This is a genomic window from Lactobacillus amylolyticus (assembly GCF_003999355.1).
In the GTDB taxonomy this organism is placed as follows: domain Bacteria; phylum Bacillota; class Bacilli; order Lactobacillales; family Lactobacillaceae; genus Lactobacillus; species Lactobacillus amylolyticus.
The window spans coordinates 527,638-548,489 of record NZ_CP031835.1; the positions used below are offsets into that span (position 1 = coordinate 527,638).

20 protein-coding genes and 1 pseudogene are annotated in these 20,852 nt (G+C 38.8%); all 21 read left to right on the forward strand.

The features are described from left to right. Positions 1–1,002: a phosphate acyltransferase PlsX gene (gene plsX / locus D0Z64_RS02750; RefSeq protein ID WP_006351508.1), complete on the forward strand. Its 1,002-nt coding sequence runs from the start codon at positions 1–3 to the stop codon at positions 1,000–1,002. 39 nt (positions 1,003–1,041) lie between these two features. Continuing rightward, on the forward strand, positions 1,042–1,284 hold the full coding sequence (acpP, locus tag D0Z64_RS02755; protein WP_040456874.1) for an acyl carrier protein: 243 nt from the start codon (positions 1,042–1,044) through the stop codon (positions 1,282–1,284). A 135-nt stretch (positions 1,285–1,419) separates the two neighbouring features. Further along, positions 1,420–2,454: an ABC transporter ATP-binding protein gene (locus D0Z64_RS02760; protein ID WP_127345570.1), complete on the forward strand. Its 1,035-nt coding sequence runs from the start codon at positions 1,420–1,422 to the stop codon at positions 2,452–2,454. 3 nt (positions 2,455–2,457) lie between these two features. Next, complete coding sequence (locus tag D0Z64_RS02765; RefSeq protein ID WP_080881291.1) at positions 2,458–3,423, forward strand: ATP-binding cassette domain-containing protein; 966 nt, start codon at positions 2,458–2,460, stop codon at positions 3,421–3,423. A gap of 3 nt (positions 3,424–3,426) precedes the next feature. Further along, on the forward strand, positions 3,427–4,386 hold the full coding sequence (gene opp4B / locus D0Z64_RS02770; protein ID WP_080881292.1) for an oligopeptide ABC transporter permease: 960 nt from the start codon (positions 3,427–3,429) through the stop codon (positions 4,384–4,386). A 12-nt stretch (positions 4,387–4,398) separates the two neighbouring features. Beyond that, entirely contained in the window at positions 4,399–5,316 is a 918-nt protein-coding gene (locus tag D0Z64_RS02775) for an ABC transporter permease (protein ID WP_080881293.1), read from the forward strand. Between the two features lie 112 nt (positions 5,317–5,428). Next, a complete protein-coding gene (locus D0Z64_RS02780) occupies positions 5,429–7,186 on the forward strand; it encodes an oligopeptide ABC transporter substrate-binding protein (RefSeq protein WP_080881294.1) in 1,758 nt (585 codons plus the stop codon). A 130-nt stretch (positions 7,187–7,316) separates the two neighbouring features. Then, positions 7,317–8,000 carry a ribonuclease III gene (gene rnc, locus D0Z64_RS02785; protein WP_006351501.1) on the forward strand — a complete coding sequence of 228 codons (684 nt, stop codon included), beginning with the start codon at positions 7,317–7,319 and terminating at the stop codon, positions 7,998–8,000. 12 nt (positions 8,001–8,012) lie between these two features. Further along, a complete protein-coding gene (gene smc, locus D0Z64_RS02790; protein WP_127345571.1) occupies positions 8,013–11,579 on the forward strand; it encodes a chromosome segregation protein SMC in 3,567 nt (1,188 codons plus the stop codon). Further along, positions 11,579–12,790 (forward strand): signal recognition particle-docking protein FtsY, encoded by a 1,212-nt coding sequence (gene ftsY, locus D0Z64_RS02795; RefSeq protein WP_127345572.1) that lies wholly within the window; start codon positions 11,579–11,581, stop codon positions 12,788–12,790. Before smc ends, ftsY begins: the two co-directional genes overlap by 1 nt. Before the next feature lie 44 nt (positions 12,791–12,834). Continuing rightward, positions 12,835–14,259 carry a C69 family dipeptidase gene (locus D0Z64_RS02800; protein WP_127345573.1) on the forward strand — a complete coding sequence of 475 codons (1,425 nt, stop codon included), beginning with the start codon at positions 12,835–12,837 and terminating at the stop codon, positions 14,257–14,259. Between the two features lie 105 nt (positions 14,260–14,364). Beyond that, positions 14,365–14,706, forward strand: coding sequence for a YlxM family DNA-binding protein (gene ylxM, locus D0Z64_RS02805; RefSeq protein WP_080881298.1), 342 nt, complete (start codon positions 14,365–14,367; stop codon positions 14,704–14,706). A 4-nt stretch (positions 14,707–14,710) separates the two neighbouring features. Next, the gene (ffh, locus tag D0Z64_RS02810; protein ID WP_127345574.1) at positions 14,711–16,141 is read left to right on the forward strand and encodes a signal recognition particle protein; all 1,431 of its coding nucleotides are present in this window, start codon (positions 14,711–14,713) and stop codon (positions 16,139–16,141) included. An 87-nt stretch (positions 16,142–16,228) separates the two neighbouring features. Further along, a complete protein-coding gene (gene rpsP / locus D0Z64_RS02815; RefSeq protein WP_127345575.1) occupies positions 16,229–16,501 on the forward strand; it encodes a 30S ribosomal protein S16 in 273 nt (90 codons plus the stop codon). A gap of 76 nt (positions 16,502–16,577) precedes the next feature. Then, entirely contained in the window at positions 16,578–17,093 is a 516-nt protein-coding gene (rimM, locus tag D0Z64_RS02820) for a ribosome maturation factor RimM (protein ID WP_127345576.1), read from the forward strand. Beyond that, complete coding sequence (gene trmD / locus D0Z64_RS02825) at positions 17,083–17,802, forward strand: tRNA (guanosine(37)-N1)-methyltransferase TrmD (protein WP_080881300.1); 720 nt, start codon at positions 17,083–17,085, stop codon at positions 17,800–17,802. The genes rimM and trmD overlap by 11 nt, the downstream gene beginning before the upstream one ends. Before the next feature lie 111 nt (positions 17,803–17,913). Continuing rightward, positions 17,914–18,261: a 50S ribosomal protein L19 gene (rplS, locus tag D0Z64_RS02830; RefSeq protein WP_006351492.1), complete on the forward strand. Its 348-nt coding sequence runs from the start codon at positions 17,914–17,916 to the stop codon at positions 18,259–18,261. 253 nt (positions 18,262–18,514) lie between these two features. Next, positions 18,515–18,931, forward strand: coding sequence for a bis(5'-nucleosyl)-tetraphosphatase (locus tag D0Z64_RS02835; RefSeq protein WP_080881301.1), 417 nt, complete (start codon positions 18,515–18,517; stop codon positions 18,929–18,931). Positions 18,932–19,013: 82 nt separating this feature from the next. Beyond that, complete coding sequence (locus tag D0Z64_RS02840; RefSeq protein ID WP_006351490.1) at positions 19,014–19,433, forward strand: bis(5'-nucleosyl)-tetraphosphatase; 420 nt, start codon at positions 19,014–19,016, stop codon at positions 19,431–19,433. A gap of 37 nt (positions 19,434–19,470) precedes the next feature. Beyond that, positions 19,471–20,053: pseudogene (locus tag D0Z64_RS02845) on the forward strand (uracil-DNA glycosylase). After that, positions 20,054–20,851: an SGNH/GDSL hydrolase family protein gene (locus tag D0Z64_RS02850; protein WP_080881302.1), complete on the forward strand. Its 798-nt coding sequence runs from the start codon at positions 20,054–20,056 to the stop codon at positions 20,849–20,851. Position 20,852: the final 1 nt, after the last annotated feature.

Consider the following 20,852-nt stretch of genomic DNA (forward strand, 5'->3'; position numbering starts at 1 on the left):
ATGAAGAGAATCGCAATCGATGCTATGGGCGGCGAGAATGCGCCTAAGGCGATTATTGATGCCATTATTAAAGTTATACCTGAAATGCCTGATACTAAATTTATTTTATTTGGTGATAAGGAAAAGATTCGGCAGACTCTGCCAGCTGATCAAATTAATGATCAATTAGAAGTTGTGCCGACTAGTCAAATGATTAACGATGAAGATGAACCAGTTAAGGCCATCCGTACCAAAAAAGACTCTTCAATGGTTGTTGCTGCTAGATATGTTAAAGAAGGAAAAGCTGATGCATTGTTCTCAATGGGCAACACTGGTGCGCTTTTAGCTTGCGGCATCTTTATCATTGGCCGAATTAAAGGTATTGCTCGTCCAGGTCTTATGCCAACCTTGCCAGTACAAAATTCTGATAAGGGCTATAACTTAATCGATGTTGGTGCCAATGCCCAAACTAAGCCTGAATATATTTTGCAATGGGCTGAAATGGCAGCTTTTTATGCTGAAAAAATTCGCGGCATTGTACATCCTCGCGTTGCTTTGCTCAATAATGGTGCTGAAAGCGATAAGGGCGATAGCGTCCACCAAGAGGCCTATAAGTTGCTGCAGGATAGTGATTTGAACTTCATTGGCAATATTGAAGGCAACGAATTAATGACCGGCAAGACGGACGTTGCCGCGATGGACGGCTTTTCCGGCAATATTGCTTTAAAGAGTATTGAAGGCATGGCAAGCGTTCTGCTTCATTCATTAAAGGATAGTTTGCTAAATAATGGCTTAGTCACTAAGCTCGGTGCTTTAATGATTAAAAATGCCGTTTATGATTTAAAGAATAAATATGATACGGCGCGCTACGGTGGAGCAGTTTTGATGGGCGTAAACGCTCCAGTAGTCAAAACGCATGGTCGGTCAAATGAGCGTCCCATCTATTATACTTTGAAGCAAATTGGTAAGATATTAGATGAAAATTTAATTGGCGAAATTAAAGAAAAGTTTAGTCAAAAATAATTGTAAAAAATAAGCAAAAAATTAGAAAGCGTGTTAAAAATGACAGAAGAAGAAATTTTTAATAAGATTAAAGACTTAATTACCGACAATTTTGAAATTGATCCGGCTAAGATCACGAAAAATACTAGTTTTACTGAAGATTTAGACGCCGACTCAATTGATTTGGTTGAATTTATCTTACAGCTTGAAGATGAATTTGGCTCTGAAATTCCTGATGAAGATGCAGAAAAAATTAAAACTGTGGGTGACGCTGTAGCCTACATAAAAGCGCATCAAGCTTAATATTTTGAAAATATTTTTTGAAAAAAGGCCGTTCTGGATTTGCATCAGAATGGCTTTGCGTTTATAATTAAAAAATAAATCAAAGAATTTAAGTACCTTTTAATAAAAGTACCGATTGAGATGGAGGAATGACCTTTGGAGAAGCAGAGCGATCTCTTATTAGATATTCAGCACCTGCACACGGCATACCGTCTGCAAGGTAAGTTTTATGATGCGGCTGACGATATCAACTTAACTTTAAAACGTAATGAAATTTTGGCCATTGTTGGTGAATCAGGCTGCGGTAAAAGCACAATTGCTTCAAGTATTATTGGCTTGTATGACCATAAGAATACACGAGTAACCGGGGACATTCTTTATAATGAATTAAACTTGGTTGGCTTGAACGAGCAGCTTTTTAATAAAATTCGTGGTGACAAGATCGGTATTATCTTCCAGGACCCATTAGCCAGTTTGAATCCGTTAATGCGTGTTGGTGACCAAGTTGCTGAAACTCTTTACTACCATACTGATATGGATCAAAAAGCTCGTCATGCACGGGTTATTGAATTGTTTAATCAAGTAGGAATGCCAAAACCTGAAGAAATGTACACAATGTACCCACATGAATTATCAGGTGGTTTGCGTCAGCGTGTAGTTATTGCAATGGCAATTGCATGTAAGCCAGAAATCATTATTGCAGATGAACCAACTACTGCTTTGGATGTTACTATTCAGGCTCAAATTTTGGATCTACTAGAAAAGATTCAAAAACAATCACAATCAGGCATTATCTTGATTACGCACGACTTGGGTGTTGTTGCTGAAACTGCTGATGAAGTTGCAGTTATGTATGCTGGTCAAATCGTTGAAAAATCCGATGTTAAGACAATTTTTGAACATCCACTTCATCCATATACGCGTTCACTCTTGAACTCAATTCCGCAATCAGATGATGATCGTGCTGATTTACATGTTATTCATGGTATTGTTCCTTCATTAAAGGACATGCCAAGAACTGGTGACCGGTTTGCTTCAAGAATTCCTTGGATTCCTGCAAGTGCTCATGAAAAGAATCCAGAAGTTCATGAAGTAGAACCAGGGCACTGGGTAAGATGTACCTGCTGGAAGACATTCCACTTCGAAGATGAAGATGCTAAAGATCAAGAAAAGACAGTAAGCGGGGAGTAATCTATGTCAAAAGAAATTATTCAAATTAAGGATTTAAAAGTTCACTACCCAGTTCGGTCGGGGTTCTGGAATCGGATTACCGATTATGTAAGAGCCGTTGATGGCATTAACTTAACCATTAATGAAGGTGAAACTTACGGCTTGATTGGTGAATCAGGTTCAGGCAAATCGACGACTGGTAAAGCAATTGTTGGGGTTGAAAAAGTTACGGCTGGTTCAATTATTTACAAAGGTAAAGACATTACCAAAGCTTCCAACCGTCGCCGGCTTAACTATAACAAGGATGTCCAAATGATCTTCCAGGATTCAATGTCAAGTTTGAACCCAAGAAAGAGAATTGAAGACATAATTGCTGAGCCGATCAGAAACTTTGAAAACTTAACAACTGATCAAGAACGTGACCGTGTTCAGGAACTGCTTGATATCGTAGGAATGCCTGGTGATGCGATTTATAAATATCCACACGAATTCTCTGGTGGTCAGCGGCAAAGAATCGGCGTTGCCCGTGCCGTTGCTACGAATCCGAAGTTGATTGTTGCCGACGAGCCAACCTCTGCGCTTGACTTGTCAGTTCAAGCTCAGGTTTTGAACTTCATGAAGCACATTCAACAACAATATGACATTGCTTATTTGTTTATTTCTCACGACTTAGGTGTTATTCGCCATATGTCCGAAAACATTGCGATCATGAACCGTGGTCGTTTGGTTGAAGTCGGTGCTAAACAAGACATTTATAATAATCCAGTTCACATTTACACCAAGCGGTTATTAGCAGCTATTCCTAGAGTAGATGTTGAACACCGTGAAGAACACAAGAAACACCGTTTGGCCGTTGAAGCTGAATATCAAAACGACCAGAAGAAATGGTATGACAAAGATGGACGGGTATTCCCATTACAAAAGGTTTCCCCAACGCACTACGTTGCTTTGCCTGCCTCAGAAGTTGCTAATTTGAAGGAGAGTAATTAAAAAATGTGGAAGACAGTTTTAAGACGTTTATTGATCATGATCCCCCAACTGATTGTTTTGAGTATTATCGTTTTCGCATTGGCTAAGATGATGCCTGGGGATCCTTTCACTGGTTTGATTAATCCAAACACTGACCCAAAGGAAATTATTCGTTTAAAGCGTGAAGCCGGTTTGTATGATCCATTATGGGTTCAATACGGCAGATGGGTTAACAATTTGTTCCACGGTAACCTTGGGACGAGTTACATTCAGCAAGTTCCTGTAACTTCTTTAATTGCTGACCGTGCCGTTAATACTTTTTGGCTTTCATTATTAACAGTTATCCTGACTTACCTTATTGCCGTACCAATGGGTATTGCCGCTGGTCGTTACGAAGGCAAATGGAAAGATACAGTTATTTCAGCCTTTAACTACATTACTTTTGCCATCCCAGGCTTCGTAATTTATATTTTAGGTTTATGGCTGTTTGGTTATATTCTTGGCTGGTTCCCAATTTCAGGCTCAGTTTCCGGGAGTGCCTCGGGTTTCTGGGGCGTTTTAGGAAGTCGAATTTATCACATGATTTTACCAGCGGTTTTGGTTGCCATTATTTCAACGACTGGTATTGTTCAGTATTTGAAGATCGGAATTAGTGACAACAAAGTTGAGGATTATGTTAAAACTGCCCGTGCTAAAGGTGTTCCTGAAAAAGTCGTCTTCAACAAGCACATTTTAAGAAACTCATTATTGCCAATCGCTGCCTTTTTTGGTAACACCATTACTGGACTTCTGAGTGGATCTGTTATTATTGAAACGATCTTCAGTTATCCTGGTATGGGACAACTGTTTATGAACTCAGTCCAACAACGTGACTATACGACGTTAACTGCCTTAATTTTGATTTATGGTATTTTAACTTTGGTTGGTAACTTGTTGTCCGATATCATCATGAGTATTGTTGACCCTAGAATTAGAGTTCAGTAGAGGAGGAGAAAAATGGCTAAAAATAAATCTTTAAAAGATAAAAAGCAAAAAAAGCCTCAAAAAGAGACTCCTCCATCTGGTTTTAAGATCATTTGGCAGGAAATTTGGCGGATTCCTTCTGCCAGAATCGCATTCTTTATTGTTGTTGCTTGTTTGTTGTTCACTTTTGTTGGTTCATTATTCTTAAACAAGAGTCAAATTACTGCAACTGACATTATGTCTTCTTACGATAGCTGGGGCGTTGATGGTCACATCTTCGGTGCTGACCAAGGTGGACGTGATATTTTCAAACTGCTTATCATGGGTGGTCGTAACTCAATCATGATTGGTGTATCAGTTACCATCATTTCTTTGATTGTTGGTTTGTTTATCGGTTTACTGTCAGGTTATTATGGCGGTGTGATTGATAATATTGTCATGAGAATTGTTGATTTCATTCAGATCATGCCAGATTTCCCAATTTTAATTGTTTTGGCTAGTGTTATTCCTAACTACAACGCCTTTACTTTAGTAGCCATGATTTCAATCTTTGGTTGGACCGGAGAAGCTAGATACTACAGAAGCTTTGTCTTGTCTCAAAGAGAGAGAGATTACGTTCTGGCTTCCAAGACATCGGGATCAAGCGATTGGAAAATTATGTATCGTGAAATCTTGCCCAATATTAGTTCTATGGTGATCATTGATGCTGTTTTAGGGGTTGCTGGTAACATTGGTATTGAAACCGGACTTTCCTTCATCGGTTACGGTTTGCCGACAACAACACCATCACTTGGTACTCTGATTGGTTTTGCTAACGACCCAGTTAACGTAACTACGCGTCCATGGCTTTGGCTGCCAGCCGCTATCTTCTTGCTAGTAATCTCATTAAGTATTAACTATGTTGGTGTTGCTTTACGTAAAGCTGCTGATGCTCGTCAAAGAGAAAACTAATCAAAGAATTAATTAAAAAATCAAAAAAATATTTTAATTTTAGCTTAACATTTTGTTCATTTCATGCTACTATTTAATCATCAACTTGATCCAAATATGGAGGTTATATCAAATGAGAATTATGAAATTTTTAGGCTCAATCGGTTTGGTAGCCAGTGCTGCTTTAGCATTATCTGCTTGTGGCAACAAGAGCAATAATGCAAGTAACCAAAATGCTGCTAAAGTAAAGTTTCCAGAAGCTGTACCAACTAAAGCAAAGAAGAACGGTGGTACATTAAAAGTAGCTATTGAAACTGATACTCCATTTAAGGGTATCTTTGAAGACGCTTTATCAACTGATGCAGTTGACTCAACAGTTGCTCAGTACGGTGATGAATCTTTGTTCCACGCAGACAAGAACTATAACATCGATAATAAAGGTGCATGTACTTTCAAGATTAACTATAAAGCTAAGACTATCACTATTAAAATTAAAAAAGGTGTTAAATGGTCCGATGGTAAGAATGTTGTAGCTAAGGATATTGAATATCCATACGAAATCTTGGCTTCACCACAGAGTGGGACACAACGTTACACTTCTGACCTTGCTGACATTAAAGGTATGGCAGCTTTCCATGCTGGCAAGGCTAAGACTATTTCTGGTATTGAAATGCCTAATGGTGCAAATGGTAATACTGTAATTATTCACTTTTACCAAATGCACCCAGGTATGAACATGATTGGTACCGGTTACTTCTGGATGGAAGCTGATCCATATCACTACTTAAAGAATGTTCCGATGAGCAAGCTTGAATCTTCAGATCAAGTACGTAAGAGTCCTTTGTTCTTTGGCCCATACAAGATTTCTAAGATTGTTCGTGGTCAATCTGTAACTTGGGTTCCAAACAAGTACTACTGGAAGGGTAAGCCACACATCAGCAAGATTGTCGAATCAGTTATTTCAACTGACTCTGCTGCTCAAGCTATTAAATCACACAAGTTTGATATCATCGATGTTCCAAATACTCAATGGTCACAAGTTAAGAATACCAAGGGTTACCACTTTATTGCTACTATTCCTTTGTCATACGACTACCTTGCCTTCAAGGTTGGTAAATGGGACAAGAAGGCTGGCAAGTGTGTCATGAACAAGAACTCCAAGATGAATAACAAGGCTTTGCGTCAAGCTATTGCTTATGCAATGAACATTGACCAAGTTGAAAAGAAGTACACCAATGGCTTGACCTTCAGAGTTAATACTTTGATTCCTAAATCATTTGGTAAATACTACGACGGCAGTATTAAAGGTTACAACTACAACTTGAAGAAAGCTAACCAACTTCTTGACAAGGCTGGTTACAAGAAGAAGGGCACTTACCGTGTACAACCTAACGGCAAGCCATTGACTATTTACTTAGCAGCTATGAGTGGTTCTTCAGAACAAGAAGCTATCACTCAAAACTACATTCAACAATGGAAGAAGATTGGTTTGAATGTAAAGCTTACTACTGGTCGTTTGATTGAATTTAACTCATTCTACGACAAGATTGAAAACGATGCCCCAGGTGTTGATATGTTCTTAGGTGCCTGGTCATTATCTGCTGAACTATCTCAAGCTGACCTCTACGGTGAGCGTGCTCCATTTAACTTCAGTCGTTTCGTAACTAAGCGTAATACCCAACTTATTAACGAAATAGATAGCGCTAAAGCTTTCAATGATAACTACCGTCGTAAGGTATTGTACGAATGGCAAAAGTACATGTTCAATGAAGCTTACGTTGTACCAACTACTAACTCCTACTCAATTACTGCTGTTAATAGTAAACTTACTGGTCTCTCAGAAAAGAATGGTACTACTCTTGGCTGGAACGATGTTGCCTTCGTTAAATAAGCAAGTTTTTAAAAAAGTATTTTGCAATACTTTGCAAAATACTTTTTTTATAGCCTGGACTTTGATCCAGGCTATTTTTGTCTCTTCTTAAAACTGGTATAATCAATTAGTATGAAAGGGCACAAAAATCATGGTTAGCACAAAATTTCTTAAACAATTAAATGAAAAATATGGTATTAAATTTCACAATGAAAAGTTATTAGAAGAAGCATTTACCCATTCTTCTTACGCTAATGAACATCCAGAAGGCGTTCGGGATTATGAAAAGCTAGAGTTTTTAGGGGATGCGGTTCTTGAATTAGCCGTTTCAGATTATCTTTACCGTCATTACCCAAATTTAAATGAAGGTGAATTAACCAGAATGAGATCCAATATCGTGCGAACGGAAGGATTCTCAGAATTTGCGATCGAATGTGGTTTTCAAGATGAAATCAACTTGGGCAAAGGTGAAGAAAAGGCAGGAGCCCGTCATCGTAAAACCTTGCTTGAAGATGTCTTTGAGGCTTTCAACGGTGCACTTTATCTTGACCAAGGGATGAAGGCTGTTACGCATTTCCTTCATTTGACGGTTTATCCTTTAATCGATAAAGGTGAATTCGATGCATCACGTGACTACAAGACTGATTTGCAGGAATTATTGCAAAAAGATGGTCCAGTAAATATCGAATACGTTACTTTGAGTGAAAGTCAATTGCCATCGCATTTTGTTGTTGAATTAAAAATCAATGATCATGTTCAATCTCAAGGTGAGGGACATAATAAGAAGGCAGCTGAACAGCAGGCTGCCAAAAAAGCTTTGGATGAACTTGAATAGGAGGTAGAGGGCGTGCCATTAACAGAATTAGTTATTGATGGTTTTAAATCCTTTGCAGAAAAAACAACTATTCATTTCGGTAGTGGAATTACAGGAATTGTAGGTCCAAACGGTTCCGGTAAGAGCAATATTACTGAAGCAATTAGATGGGCGATGGGAGAATCTCGCGCAAAGACGCTTCGTGGGGACAACATGAAGGATGTTATCTTTGCAGGAAGCGAGTTTCGCAAGCCATTAAACAGTGCAGAAGTAACACTTGTTTTTGACAACAAGAATAGACAGTTAAACTTTGAGAGCGACAAAGTTTCAGTAACAAGAAGGATTTTGCGTTCTGGCGATAGCCAATATTTAATTAATAATCAAAGCGTTCGTTTAAAAGATGTGCGTGAACTGTTCCTGGATTCAGGTATTTCACAAAATAGTTTGGCAATTATTTCTCAGGGACGAGTAGATCAAATCCTAAATTCGCGTCCTGAAGATCGGCGAGATATTTTTGAAGAAGCTGCCGGCGTGCTTCATTTTAAGAAGCAAAAAGAGATCGCTAATGCACAGCTAGATAAGACTAATCAAAACTTGGTTAGAATTAATGATTTGGTCAAAGAACTTGAACAGAGAATTGAACCTTTGCATGAACAGAGCTCACTTGCAAAAGAATACAAGTTTCAAAAGGCAGGTTTGGATTCGAAATTAAAGACATTGCTTGCTTTTGAAGTTCAAGATTTGAATCAGCAGAAGCAAAAAATCAAGCAGGCGGCCGACAAGAATCAAGTGCTTTTAACCAAGCTTGATACTGAAGTAAAAGAATCTCAAGCAGCAGTAATGCAAAAGCGCAATGAATATAAGCAATTGCAAGATAAGCGCGATCAAATTCAAAAAAAGCTGCTCGACTTTACCAAACAAGCGTCTGATTTAAATACTAATTTGCAGGTTGCAGAGCAATCAAAGCAATTCAATGAAGCTACTAAAAATGAATATCAAAATCAGATTGCAGATCTAAAAAAGTCAATTGCTGCTTTACAAATGGATTTGACTAATTTAGGACAAGAATCCAAAAAGATTCATCTTGAGCGGGAAAAACTTCAGCAGCAAAGAGATCAATTAGTTAAGAGACTAAAAGAAGATCCTAATCAGTTAAATAAGCAACTGGAAGATCAGCGTAATAACTATATTGATCTGCTGCAAGAACAAACTTCAGTTAACAATCAACTTGTTTATTTAAAGACCGAGCTTCAGCGTGACAATGACGACAGCAGTTACAATAATAACAACATCGAAGGTCAATTGAAAAAGGCACAAGATGAGCTTGAGCGTTTAAGAATTGAGGGGCAAAAACTGACTAAAAAGCGCCAACAGACTAAGAATCGTCTGGAGCAGCTAACGACTAACGCTCACGATTTAGAGAATCGGCAAGATGCTTTACGACAGATTGTGGCTAGTGAACGCAATGAACTGCAGAAAGTAAATGCCCGCAAAGAAGCCTTAAGCAATATTCAAAAACGGCATGAAGGCTATTACTATGGCGTGCGTAATGTGCTGAATCATTTGTCCCAATATCCTGGCGTAGTGGGGGCAATTGGAGAATTAATTTCGTTTCCAACAGAACTTGAAGCAGCAATGACCACCGCTCTGGGTGGTGGAGTCCAGGACTTGGTTACTGAATCTCGCAGCCGGGCCAAAGATGCAATTAATACTTTAAAGAAAAATCATGCAGGCCGGGCAACCTTTCTTCCTTTGGATGGCTTAAGACAGTATCATATTCCTGCTTCCACTGTTACAACTCTAAAATCATTCTCTGGCTTTAAGGGGATTGCCAGCGATTTAGTTACTAGTAATAGTAAAGTTGCTCTTTCACCGGCAATCAATTACTTATTAGGCAGCGTAATTATTGTTGATACGATCGAATCGGCATTAGCAATTTCCAATCGAATTGGACGTTATAGAGTAGTCACTCTTGATGGAGATGTTATTTCTCCAGGTGGTTCAATGACAGGTGGGGTTAAAAACCAGCGCAATAATTCACCATTGCAGACAACTGCCGAGATTAATGCTTTAACTAATAAATTGCAGCAGTTGCAGAAAAATTTTGACTCTGATCAGGCAGATTTAAATAAATTGCTAGAACAAACAGAGCAATCTAATGATGAATTGAAGACGATTCAGAGTGAATACCAACAGATAAACCAAGAGTTAAACGAAGTCGCTTTAAGTTTTCAAAATCAGGAAAAAGAAGTTAAACGTTTAAATGATGCTAATGAGCTTTTTGTTTCAAGAGTGCGCGAACGGGATGCACGAATTAAAGAAATTAAAGATAAAATTGCAATCGCTAAACAGAAGCAGGCTGATTTAGCAAAAGAGGCCAAAGATGAAAAAGCAAAAATGGCCGAAATTCAGGATCGAATCAAAAACTTTACGGCATTAAATGAAAAAGTTCAAAGTCAGTTAAATCAACTGGATCCACAAATTGCGGTTTATTCAAATAAATTGGAAAATTTGCAAAGTCAGTATAAAGAAAAGAGCCTCGATTTAAAACAAAAGCAAGAGCAGTTAACGTCGATTAGTGAAAAATTGCATTCACTAATTGAAAATCGAAAGCTTTCTAGTCAAAAGAAAATTCAGCTTCAAAAAGAACAAGAAGAAATTGCTGCTAAACGTGATCACTTGCAGGCGGAATTAAACGACTTGGCTGCCAAATTGGGTCAATTTGATGCTCAGATTGACCAGCTTGATCAAGTGGCTAGTCGAAACTATGATTTGCGTAAAGATGCGGCAACTGAACAAAAAGATTTTTCTGTCAAAATTGCTAAGCTGAATTCTTTGATGAATCAAAAATTGGACACGTTGAATGAAGAATACTCACTGACTTATGAAGCGGCAATTGCTCAGGCAAAAGGTGAAAATACTGAGCAAAACCGTGCGCAACTTAAGCGTGATGTTAAATTGCACCAAATGGCGCTTGACGATATTGGACCGGTTAATTTGGATTCGATCGAAGAATATGAGAACGTTAAGAAGCGGTACGATTTTTTGAATGAACAGCAAGAGGACCTATTGTCAGCTCGTTCAGATTTGGAACAATCAATGACAGAACTGGATCAAGAAGTTCAATCACGATTCAATGATACCTTCAACAAGATTTCAACGAGTTTTACCAAGATTTTCCCAATTGTCTTTGGTGGAGGAAATGCACGCTTAGTATTAACTGAACCTGATAATTTGCTTGAAACAGGTATTGAAATTATTGCTCAGCCACCTGGTAAAAAGCTGCAACGCTTAAGTCTGCTTTCTGGTGGTGAACGGGCATTGACGGCCATTACCTTGCTCTTTTCCATGCTGCAGGTAAATCCAGTACCGTTCTGTGTCCTGGATGAAGTTGAAGCTGCTTTAGACGATGCCAATGTCGCTCGTTTTGCTCAATTTTTGCAAAAATACGATATGCATACGCAGTTTATTGTCATCACCCACCGTCGTGGTACAATGCAGCAGGCAGATCAATTATTCGGAGTAGTGATGCAAGAACTTGGTGTTTCCAAAGTCGTTTCTGTATCATTAAAAGATATCAAAGATGAGGTGAAAGAATAGTGGGCTTATTTGATAAGATAAAGAAATCTCTTTTTGGCAAAAAAGAGGATGAAGGAGAAAAGCAAGAGCAAAAACCAGAAAAAAAGGATGAAACTCAAGAAGCCGAACAAGCAACTGAACTTTCTGATACTAACCCTGAAGTAAAGTCAGTTGAAGAAGCTGAAGAAAAATTTGAGCATCCAAAAGAACCAGAACAAGAAGAAGCTGCAACTGAACCGAAACAAGCTGAGTCTGAGACTGAACCAGAAGTTGAGGAAGAAAAAGATGAACTGGAAAAGACGCAGCAGGAATTGTATGAAAAAGGGTTAGCGAAGACCAATCAAGGTTTTGGCGCAAAACTGAATGCTTTTTTTGCAAAATTTAGAACGGTTGATGAAGATTTCTTCGATGATTTGGAAGACCTGCTCATTGAATCAGATGCTGGCTACGAGACAGCTGAAGAACTGACTGATGAATTGCGTGATGAGGCCAAGCTGCAAAAGGCAAAGACGCGTGACCAGCTGAAAGAGGTTATTGTTCAAAAATTAGTAGAACTTTATGATCAAAACGGCAATGCTGATGATGAAAAACTCAACTATAATCCAGATCATAAGCCAAATATTTATCTATTTGTTGGCGTAAACGGTGCCGGTAAAACTACAACGATCGGTAAATTGGCTAAAAGATTCAAGGATCAAGGCAAGAAGGTTATTTTGGCTGCTGCTGATACTTTTAGAGCTGGTGCGGTTGAACAGCTCGAAGAATGGGGCAGACGCGTTGATGTGCCAGTAGTGACTGGTGCAGAAAAAGCTGATCCGGCCTCTGTAGTCTACGATGCAACTAAGCAGGCAATCGATGGGCAAGCAGATTATTTGTTGGTTGATACTGCTGGTCGTTTGCAAAACAAGAAAAACTTGATGAGCGAGCTAGAAAAGATTCAACGAACGATTAAGAAGCTGGCTCCAGAACAACCTACTGAAACTTTGCTTGTCTTAGATGGCTCAACGGGACAAAATGCATTGCTTCAAGCAAAGGATTTTGATAAAACAACCAAGCTTACAGGCCTTGTTTTGACTAAACTAGATGGTTCATCAAAAGGCGGTGTCGTTTTGGCAATCAGAAACGAAATGAAGCTGCCGGTTAAGTTAGTAGGCTTGGGTGAAAAGCCAGAAGATTTAGCTGATTTTGATGCGGCTAATTATGCAATTGGTCTTTTCCATGGCCTTGTATAGTGTTAAAGTTAAAGAATAAACTATTATATTAAGGAGAATTGATTATGAGAGAACCTAGTGCATGTACTACCATTCTTGTTGGTAAAAAAGCCTCTGTTGATGGCACTACCATGATTGCTCGTAACGATGATACTTTTATACCAATTACGCCACAAAAGTTTATCATTGAACCTGCAGCTCATGGAGAAAAGGGCCGTCACATTAAGTCATGGCTTAATAAATTTGAAATGGATTTGCCAGAAGATGCTCAACGTGTGCCAGCTGTACCCAACGTTGATTACAAGCACCGTGGCTATTACGATGAATCTGGTATTAACCAAGAAAACGTATGTATGTCATGTACTGAATCAACTTATGGCAATGAAAGAACTTTAGCATTTGATCCACTTGTTAAGGATGGTTTGGATGAAGATTGTATGCAAACTTCAGTATTGCCATACATTTATTCAGCTAGAGATGGTGTTAAATATTTAGGCAGCTTAATTGCAAAATATGGCTCACCTGCCGGCAACTCTGTTTTATTCAGTGATAAAGATGAAATCTGGTACATGGAAATTGTTACTGGTCACCACTGGGTAGCTCAAAGAATTCCTGATGACTGCTATGCTGCTACTGGCAACAGAGTTGCAATTGAACAAGTTAACTTCGACGATCCAGACAATTTCATGTGGAGTGAAGGCATTCAAGAATTTGTTGAAGAGCATCATTTAAATGTTGATCATGAAGGTTGGAATTTCCGCCATATCTTCGGTACATATACTGAACAAGACCGTCACTACAACACCAGCCGTCAATGGTACATTCAAAAATTGTTCAACCCATCAATTGAACAAGATCCGCAAGATCCAGATCTGCCATTTATCCGTAAGGCAGAAAAGAAGATTACTCGTGAAGATATTCAATTCGCACTTGGTTCACACTACCAAGACACACCTTATGATCCATTTGGCAAGGGTACTGATGAAGAAAAGCACCGTTACCGTCCAATTGGTTTGAACAGAACTCAAAACGCTCATATTTTGCAAATTAGAAGCGATGTTCCAGAAGATCGTGCCGCAATTATGTGGTTATGTATTGGTGGACCAACATTCACTCCATTTGTTCCATTCTTTGCCAACATGAGTGATACTGATCCCTCATACAACAACACTTCTATGGATTACAACATGAACGATGCATGGTGGTACTACAAGTCATTGGCTGCACTTGTTGAAAGTCATTACCCACAATTTGTTCAACTTGACACTGATTACTTAACTGAACTTAACCGTTACTACAGAGGTCGCGTTGAAGAAATTATCAAGGGTGCTGAAGGCAAGTCTGGTGAAGAATTGACTGAATACCTTACTAAAGCTAACCAAGCTACTGTTGCTCACACTAAGAAGGACAGCGAAAAGCTTTGGGGTCAAATGATGATTCAATCAATCAACATGTCTAAGCTTACTTTCCACATGGATGAAAACTTATAAGCATTAATTGCTTTTATCTATAAAGAGAACCGGATTTAACCGGTTCTCTTTTCTTTTAATTCTAAAAGGGCTGCTTTTTTGCTATACTATTAGACGGTGAATCATATGGATGAACTCACAAAGAATGAAAAATTAGGCGATTTATATGCCTATTACGGCCCGTTATTAACAGCCGGGCAGCAAAGTTATTTTGAAGATTATTACTATAATGACCTATCTCTAGGTGAAATTGCAGATAATCACGGTGTTTCAAGACAAGCTGTATATGATAATTTGCGTCGCTCAAGCAAAGCTCTTGAAAATTATGAGGCAAAACTTCATATGCAAAAAGACTACAATCAAATTGAAGACGTCATTGCTGATGCTTTATTTGCAATCGATAATGATCATAATTCGACCGCTAAGAAAGAATTAACTAATTTATTAAATCAAATGAGGGGAGAATAACCCAATGGCTTTTGAAAATTTAAGCGAAAGAATTCAAAAAGCATTAAAGAACCTGACGGGCAAAGGCAAAATTTCAGAAGAAGACATTAACAAAGCCAGCCGTGAAATTCGACTTGCTTTGCTTGAAGCCGATGTAAACTTCAAAGTTGTCAAAGACTTTATCAAGAAAATTAAGAAAGAAGCCCTTGGCAAAGAAGTTCAAGAAAGTCTTAACCCTGGCCAACAAGTAATCAAAATCGTTAATGAAGAATTAACCAAAATGATGGGGGAAACAGCTGTTGGCCTCAATAAGTCAAAGCATATCCCAACAATTATTATGATGGTTGGTCTGCAAGGTACTGGTAAGACTACTACCGTTGGCAAGTTAGCCTATCATTTGCAAAAAACAGAAAAGGCACGTCCATTGTTAATTGCTGGCGATATTTATCGTCCAGCCGCAGTCGACCAGTTGAAGCAAATCGGTGACCAATTGAAGGTGCCAGTATATAGCGAGGCTGATGAAAAAGATGTCGCTAAGATTGTTCAAGATGGTTTGGCAGAGGCTGATAAAAACAAGAACGACTATGTCATCATCGATACGGCCGGTCGTCTTGAAATTGATGAGCCATTAATGGAAGAGCTTGAACGAATTAAGAAAGTCGCACAGCCTGACAATATTTTGCTGGTTGTAGATGCAATGACCGGTCAGGCCGCAACTGATGTTGCTAAAGGCTTCGATGAACGTCTTGATGTGACCGGCATTATCTTGACTAAACTTGATGGCGATACCCGTGGTGGTGCTGCACTTTCAATTCGTGCCGTAACAGGCAAGCCAATTATTTACACTGGACAAGGTGAAAAGTTAACTGATTTGGAAGACTTCCACCCGGACCGGATGGCTTCAAGAATTTTGGGCATGGGCGATATGCTGACGCTGATTGAAAAAGCACAGCAGGATTATGACCAAAAAGAGGCCGAAAAAGTAGCCATGAAGATGAAGGAAAACACCTTCGACTTTAATGACTTCATTGATCAACTGGAACAGGTGCAAAAAATGGGACCTCTTGACCAAATCATGAAGATGATTCCGGGTATGGCCAACAATCCGCAACTAAAGAATTTAAGCATTGATGATAAGCAAATTGCCCATACCAAAGCAATTGTTTATTCAATGACAGAAGAGGAACGGGAAGACCCAGACATTTTAAATCCAAGTCGTCGCCGCAGAATTGCTGCCGGATCAGGTCGACCAGTAGTTGAAGTCAACCGAATGATCAAACAATTTAAACAAGCACGGGACATGATGTCTAAGATTACTAAAGGCAACATGAAGGGCTTAAGCAACTTGCCAGGCATGAATTCACCGATGGCCAAGATGGCTATGAGAAAGATGAATAAGAGCTTTAAGAAGAACAAACGCAAGCGGATGAAGAAGATGAAGAGATTTCATTCTTAAAAAATTAACTGTTAAGTAAAAACCCTTTACACCACTTCTTTTTAATGGTATATTATTAATCGTTAAGTTTTAGGAGGAAATTAATTTATGTCAGTTAAAATTCGTATGCACCGCATGGGTGCCAAGAGAAAGCCATTTTACAGAATCGTTGTTGCCGACTCACGTATGCCACGTGATGGTCGTTTCATCGAAGAAGTAGGTTACTACAACCCAGTTTCAACTCCAAAGGAATTGAAGCTTGACGAAGACAGGATTTTTGCTTGGCTTCAAAAAGGTGCTCAACCTTCAGATACTGTAAGATCACTTCTTTCAGGTGCAGGTCTTATGCAAAAGTTGCACGATGCAAAGTACAACAAGTAATTAAATAATTACTTAAAAGAAAGTTTGGAGCTGCGTGCTTCAAACTTTTTTTATACTTGGTTTTTGGAGAAAAAGTATGCAATTTTATAACGTAGCAAAAATTTTAACGACTCATGGCTTAGATGGTGAAGTCAAAGTAGCACTAATTACAGATTTTCCTGAGCAACGTTTTAGTTCGGGCTCAAAATTAGCTCTAAAGGATGATCATGAGCGGAAATTGACCGTGAAAAGTGGTCGTCCATTCAAACAATTTTGGCTGGTAAAATTTAATGAAATAACTGACATTGATCAAGCGGAAAGATTACGCGGAAAAATACTGGTTGTTAGTGAAGAAAATCAGCAGGAACTTCCTGAAGGAGTCTATTATTACCGCGATATTTTAAATTGCGATGTGATTGATAATCAAAACGGCGAATTCTTAGGCAAGATCGTAGATATTCAATCACCTGGGGCTAACGATGTTTGGCTGGTACAGGAAGATAGCGGCAACGAATACTGGATTCCTTATATTAAAGACGTTGTGAAAAAGGTAGATGTTGACCAAAAGAAGGTTTATGTAGAGCTGATGGAAGGTTTACACGATGAAGATTAATGTATTAACGCTGTTTCCTGATATGTTTACTCCTTTGCAAACTTCAATGCTGGGCAGAGGATTAGAGGACAAAAAGTGGAACCTAAATTTAGTTAACTTTCGCGATTTTACGACTGACGTTCACCACCATGTAGACGATACGCCATATGGCGGTGGAGCAGGGATGGTTTTACAAATCATGCCAATTAAAAAGGCACTCAATTCTTTGTCTTCGACGGGTAAAATTATTATCACGGCGCCGCAAGGGAAAACTTTTAATGAAAAAATGGCCCAAGAATGGGCCAAAGAAGATGAATTAACCTTTATTTGCGGGCACTATGAAGGCTTTGATCAAAGAGTGTATGATTTAGCTGATGAGATAGTCTCAATTGGTGACTATGTTTTAACTGGTGGCGAATTGCCGACGATGAGCATGATTGATGCCACCGTGCGTCTTATTCCCGGAATTTTGGGCAATGCTGCTTCTCCGGTTGAGGAGAGTTTTTCTCATGGCTTGTTAGAGTATCCGCAGTATACGCGTCCCGCTGATTATGAGGGGCAAAAGGTGCCAGATGTATTAATGAGCGGAAATCATCAAAAAATTGATGAGTGGCGTCATTATCAAGCTTTAAAGGCGACATATCTTCATCGGCCTGACATGCTTGAAGGAAGAAAATTTACAAGCGAAGAAAAGAAAATGCTTGCTCAAATTAAGGCGGAACTTGATTAAGCTGGCCTAATCTGTTAAACTAATGATCGTGACAAATGTCACTAAATAAGTTATGGGTATTCCGCTGGGCGCGAGGCGTGATATGAATGCCGAAGAAGGAGAAAATATATTATGGATCCATTAATTGCAGAATTAACTAAAGAACAAATTCGTGACGATATTCCTGAATTCCGTGCAGGTGACACTGTTCGTGTTCACGTACGTGTTGTTGAAGGTACTCACGAACGTATTCAGTTATTTGAAGGTGTTGTAATTAAGAAGAAGGGTACTGGTATCGGTGCAACTTACACTGTTCGTAAGATTGCTTCAGGTGTTGGTGTTGAACGTACCTTCCCAGTAAACGACCCACGTGTTGCAAAACTTGAAGTTGTTCGTCATGGTCGTGTACGTCGTGCTAAGCTTTACTACTTACGTGACCGTAAAGGTAAGGCAGCAAGAATTGCTGAAGCTCGTCGTTAATTACAATCAAAGAAGCAGTTCCAAACGGAACTGCTTTTTTATTTCGAAAATTGTTTGACACCAAGGCAATCAATTGATATATTAAAATTACTAAAAAGAAAAATGAGATCTTTTAGATCTTGTTTTTGATCGTGTCAAACTAGGTAGAGGTAGACTAGTTAACAACGCGATAATCACTATTTTGCTTTGCAAGATAGTGATTTTTTTATATTTATTGGTATAATAGGCCCATCGCAATGAGGGGGAATAATTTATGATTCATGAGCACTCAGCTGGCAGCGTTATATACCGCCTGGAAGAGCAAGAACCAAAGTTTTTAATCGTTGAAAACGTCTTGCATCATACTTGGGGATTTCCTAAGGGCCATTTGGAACCTGGGGAAACAGAAGAAGATGCGGCAAAACGTGAAGTTGCTGAAGAAGTTGGCTTGCATCCGAAGTTTGATTTTGATTTTCGACGTGAAATCGAATATGAAACCGAAGAAAATACGATTAAAAAAGTTGGCTTCTTTCTGAGTGAGTTTGTTTCCGCACAGAAAGTAGTTGATCAAAAAGAAGAGATTCTCAATTCAAAGTGGGTAAGCTTATCTGAATCAAAAAAATATTTACCTGCTGAACGTCATTTATACGAAATATTGGTTGAAGCAATTTCTTATCTAAAAAATAAATGAAATTATTAAGTGGTTTTGACGCATGTTGGAATCACTTTTGTTTTATAATGAATTCATATTAGACAAGGAGGACTGATAATCAATGCTGAAGGAACATTCTGCTGGAGCGGTAATTTACCGCAAGCATGAGGGCGAATTGCAATTTTTAATTGTTCAAAGTATTAAAAATGATAATTGGGGCTTTCCTAAAGGACATTTGGAAGGCGATGAAACGCCGAAACAAGCAGCAAAACGCGAAGTTCATGAAGAAGTTAATTTGAAGCCAAAGTTTGATTTTAATTTTGTGCAAAAAATTCAATACCAAATGTTCAATAAGCATTGGAAAGAGGTTACCTTCTATTTAGCAAAATACTTGCAAGATCAAACGGTCAAAATTCAAACAGAAGAAATTAAAAATTACCTGTGGGTCAATTTAACAGATGCAGAAAAATATCTGGTTGAGCATGGCAAAATGGGCGTTTTGAGAAAGGCTGTCTCTTATCTGAAAGATGAATTATCCTGAAAGTTTAAAACAGCTGGTTAAGTAGCGTTCAAAAGACCTGCGACTAGAAGGACTTAATGCGGGTGCAGGTTCTAAACATCCGGCTTTGATGATTGTAGGTGAAGCACCAGGCCATGAAGAACTCGCTTCACAAATTCCGTTTCATGGGGATTCCCGCAAGGAATTGATGAAATCTATTGCCTCAATCGGATTAAAGCGCGAGGATGTTTATATTACGAGTGTCGTTCGAAGCTGCCCTTATGCGGTTAAAAAAGTTTTTAGCAAACGAGAAAACAAGGAAGTAGTGAAATATCCCAACCGCAAACCTACTAAAAAAGAAGTTTTGGCTCATGCTCCTTTTTCAGACTATGAGATCAAAGAAATTGAACCAACTTTGATTGTAGCGGTAGGCAATACAGCTTTAGAGCGCCTGCTTGGCCCTGGTCATAGGATCTCTGAAGAACATGGCAAAATAATAAAAAATACGCCGATATTGCAGCTAAATGATGCTAAAGATGCTTATGTTTGGTCAAAAAAGCGGTATACAATTTTTCCGCAGTGTTTTTTATAATCGTAAGTTGACTGAGCAAATAGCTAGAGACTGGCTGGCAGTTATGCCGTTTTTAAGGAAAGGAGATTAAATGAGCAACGAAACCTTTTTAATTTCGATTAAGCAAAACAATGATTTATCTACTCCTGCTGTCTGGGAATTAAGAGAGAGCATTGAAAAGCATCCCTTGAGTCAGCGCAAATATATCGAGTTGGCTGCTCTGCCTGGCAACAGCCGCAAATACAGCGTTAACAATGTGAAGACCATTAAAGGACCTCTTTTTGATAAACAAGTTCTGTTTCTGGGTTCATCTGTGACGTTAGGCTATGGAGCATTAGGAGAATCATTTGTTGATTATCTTTGGAAAAGGGATGGGATTCAGGCAGTGAAAGATGCCGAAAATGGTACGACTTTATGTGGCAATACAGATCCTAACAGCAGCGATTATGATCCAGATTCATATATTAATCGCTTCTACACCAACTTCTTAGCGGCTAATAGACCAGACGCGTTCGTTTTGCAATTGTCGACCAATGATGCGACAAAGGATAAGCCTTTAGGACAAATTGTCGAGAATGAGAATTTTGATACTAAGACTATTACTGGCGCACTAGAATTTATCATTGCTAATGCACAGAAAAAATGGCATTGTCCGTTACTGCTTTATACCAATCCTCCCTTTGATAATCCGCTTTATCAAAAAATGGTCGATCGTGCTTTAACTCTGCAGAAGAAATATCATTTTGAACTGTTAGATTTGTATCATGATCCTGCTTTTCAAAAACAAGATGCGCTTTATAAGGCTGATCCGATTCACCCTACGCGGGCAGGTTATCAACTAAAATGGCTGCCAAAATTTGAAGAAAGACTTACCAAAATGTTGGCATAAA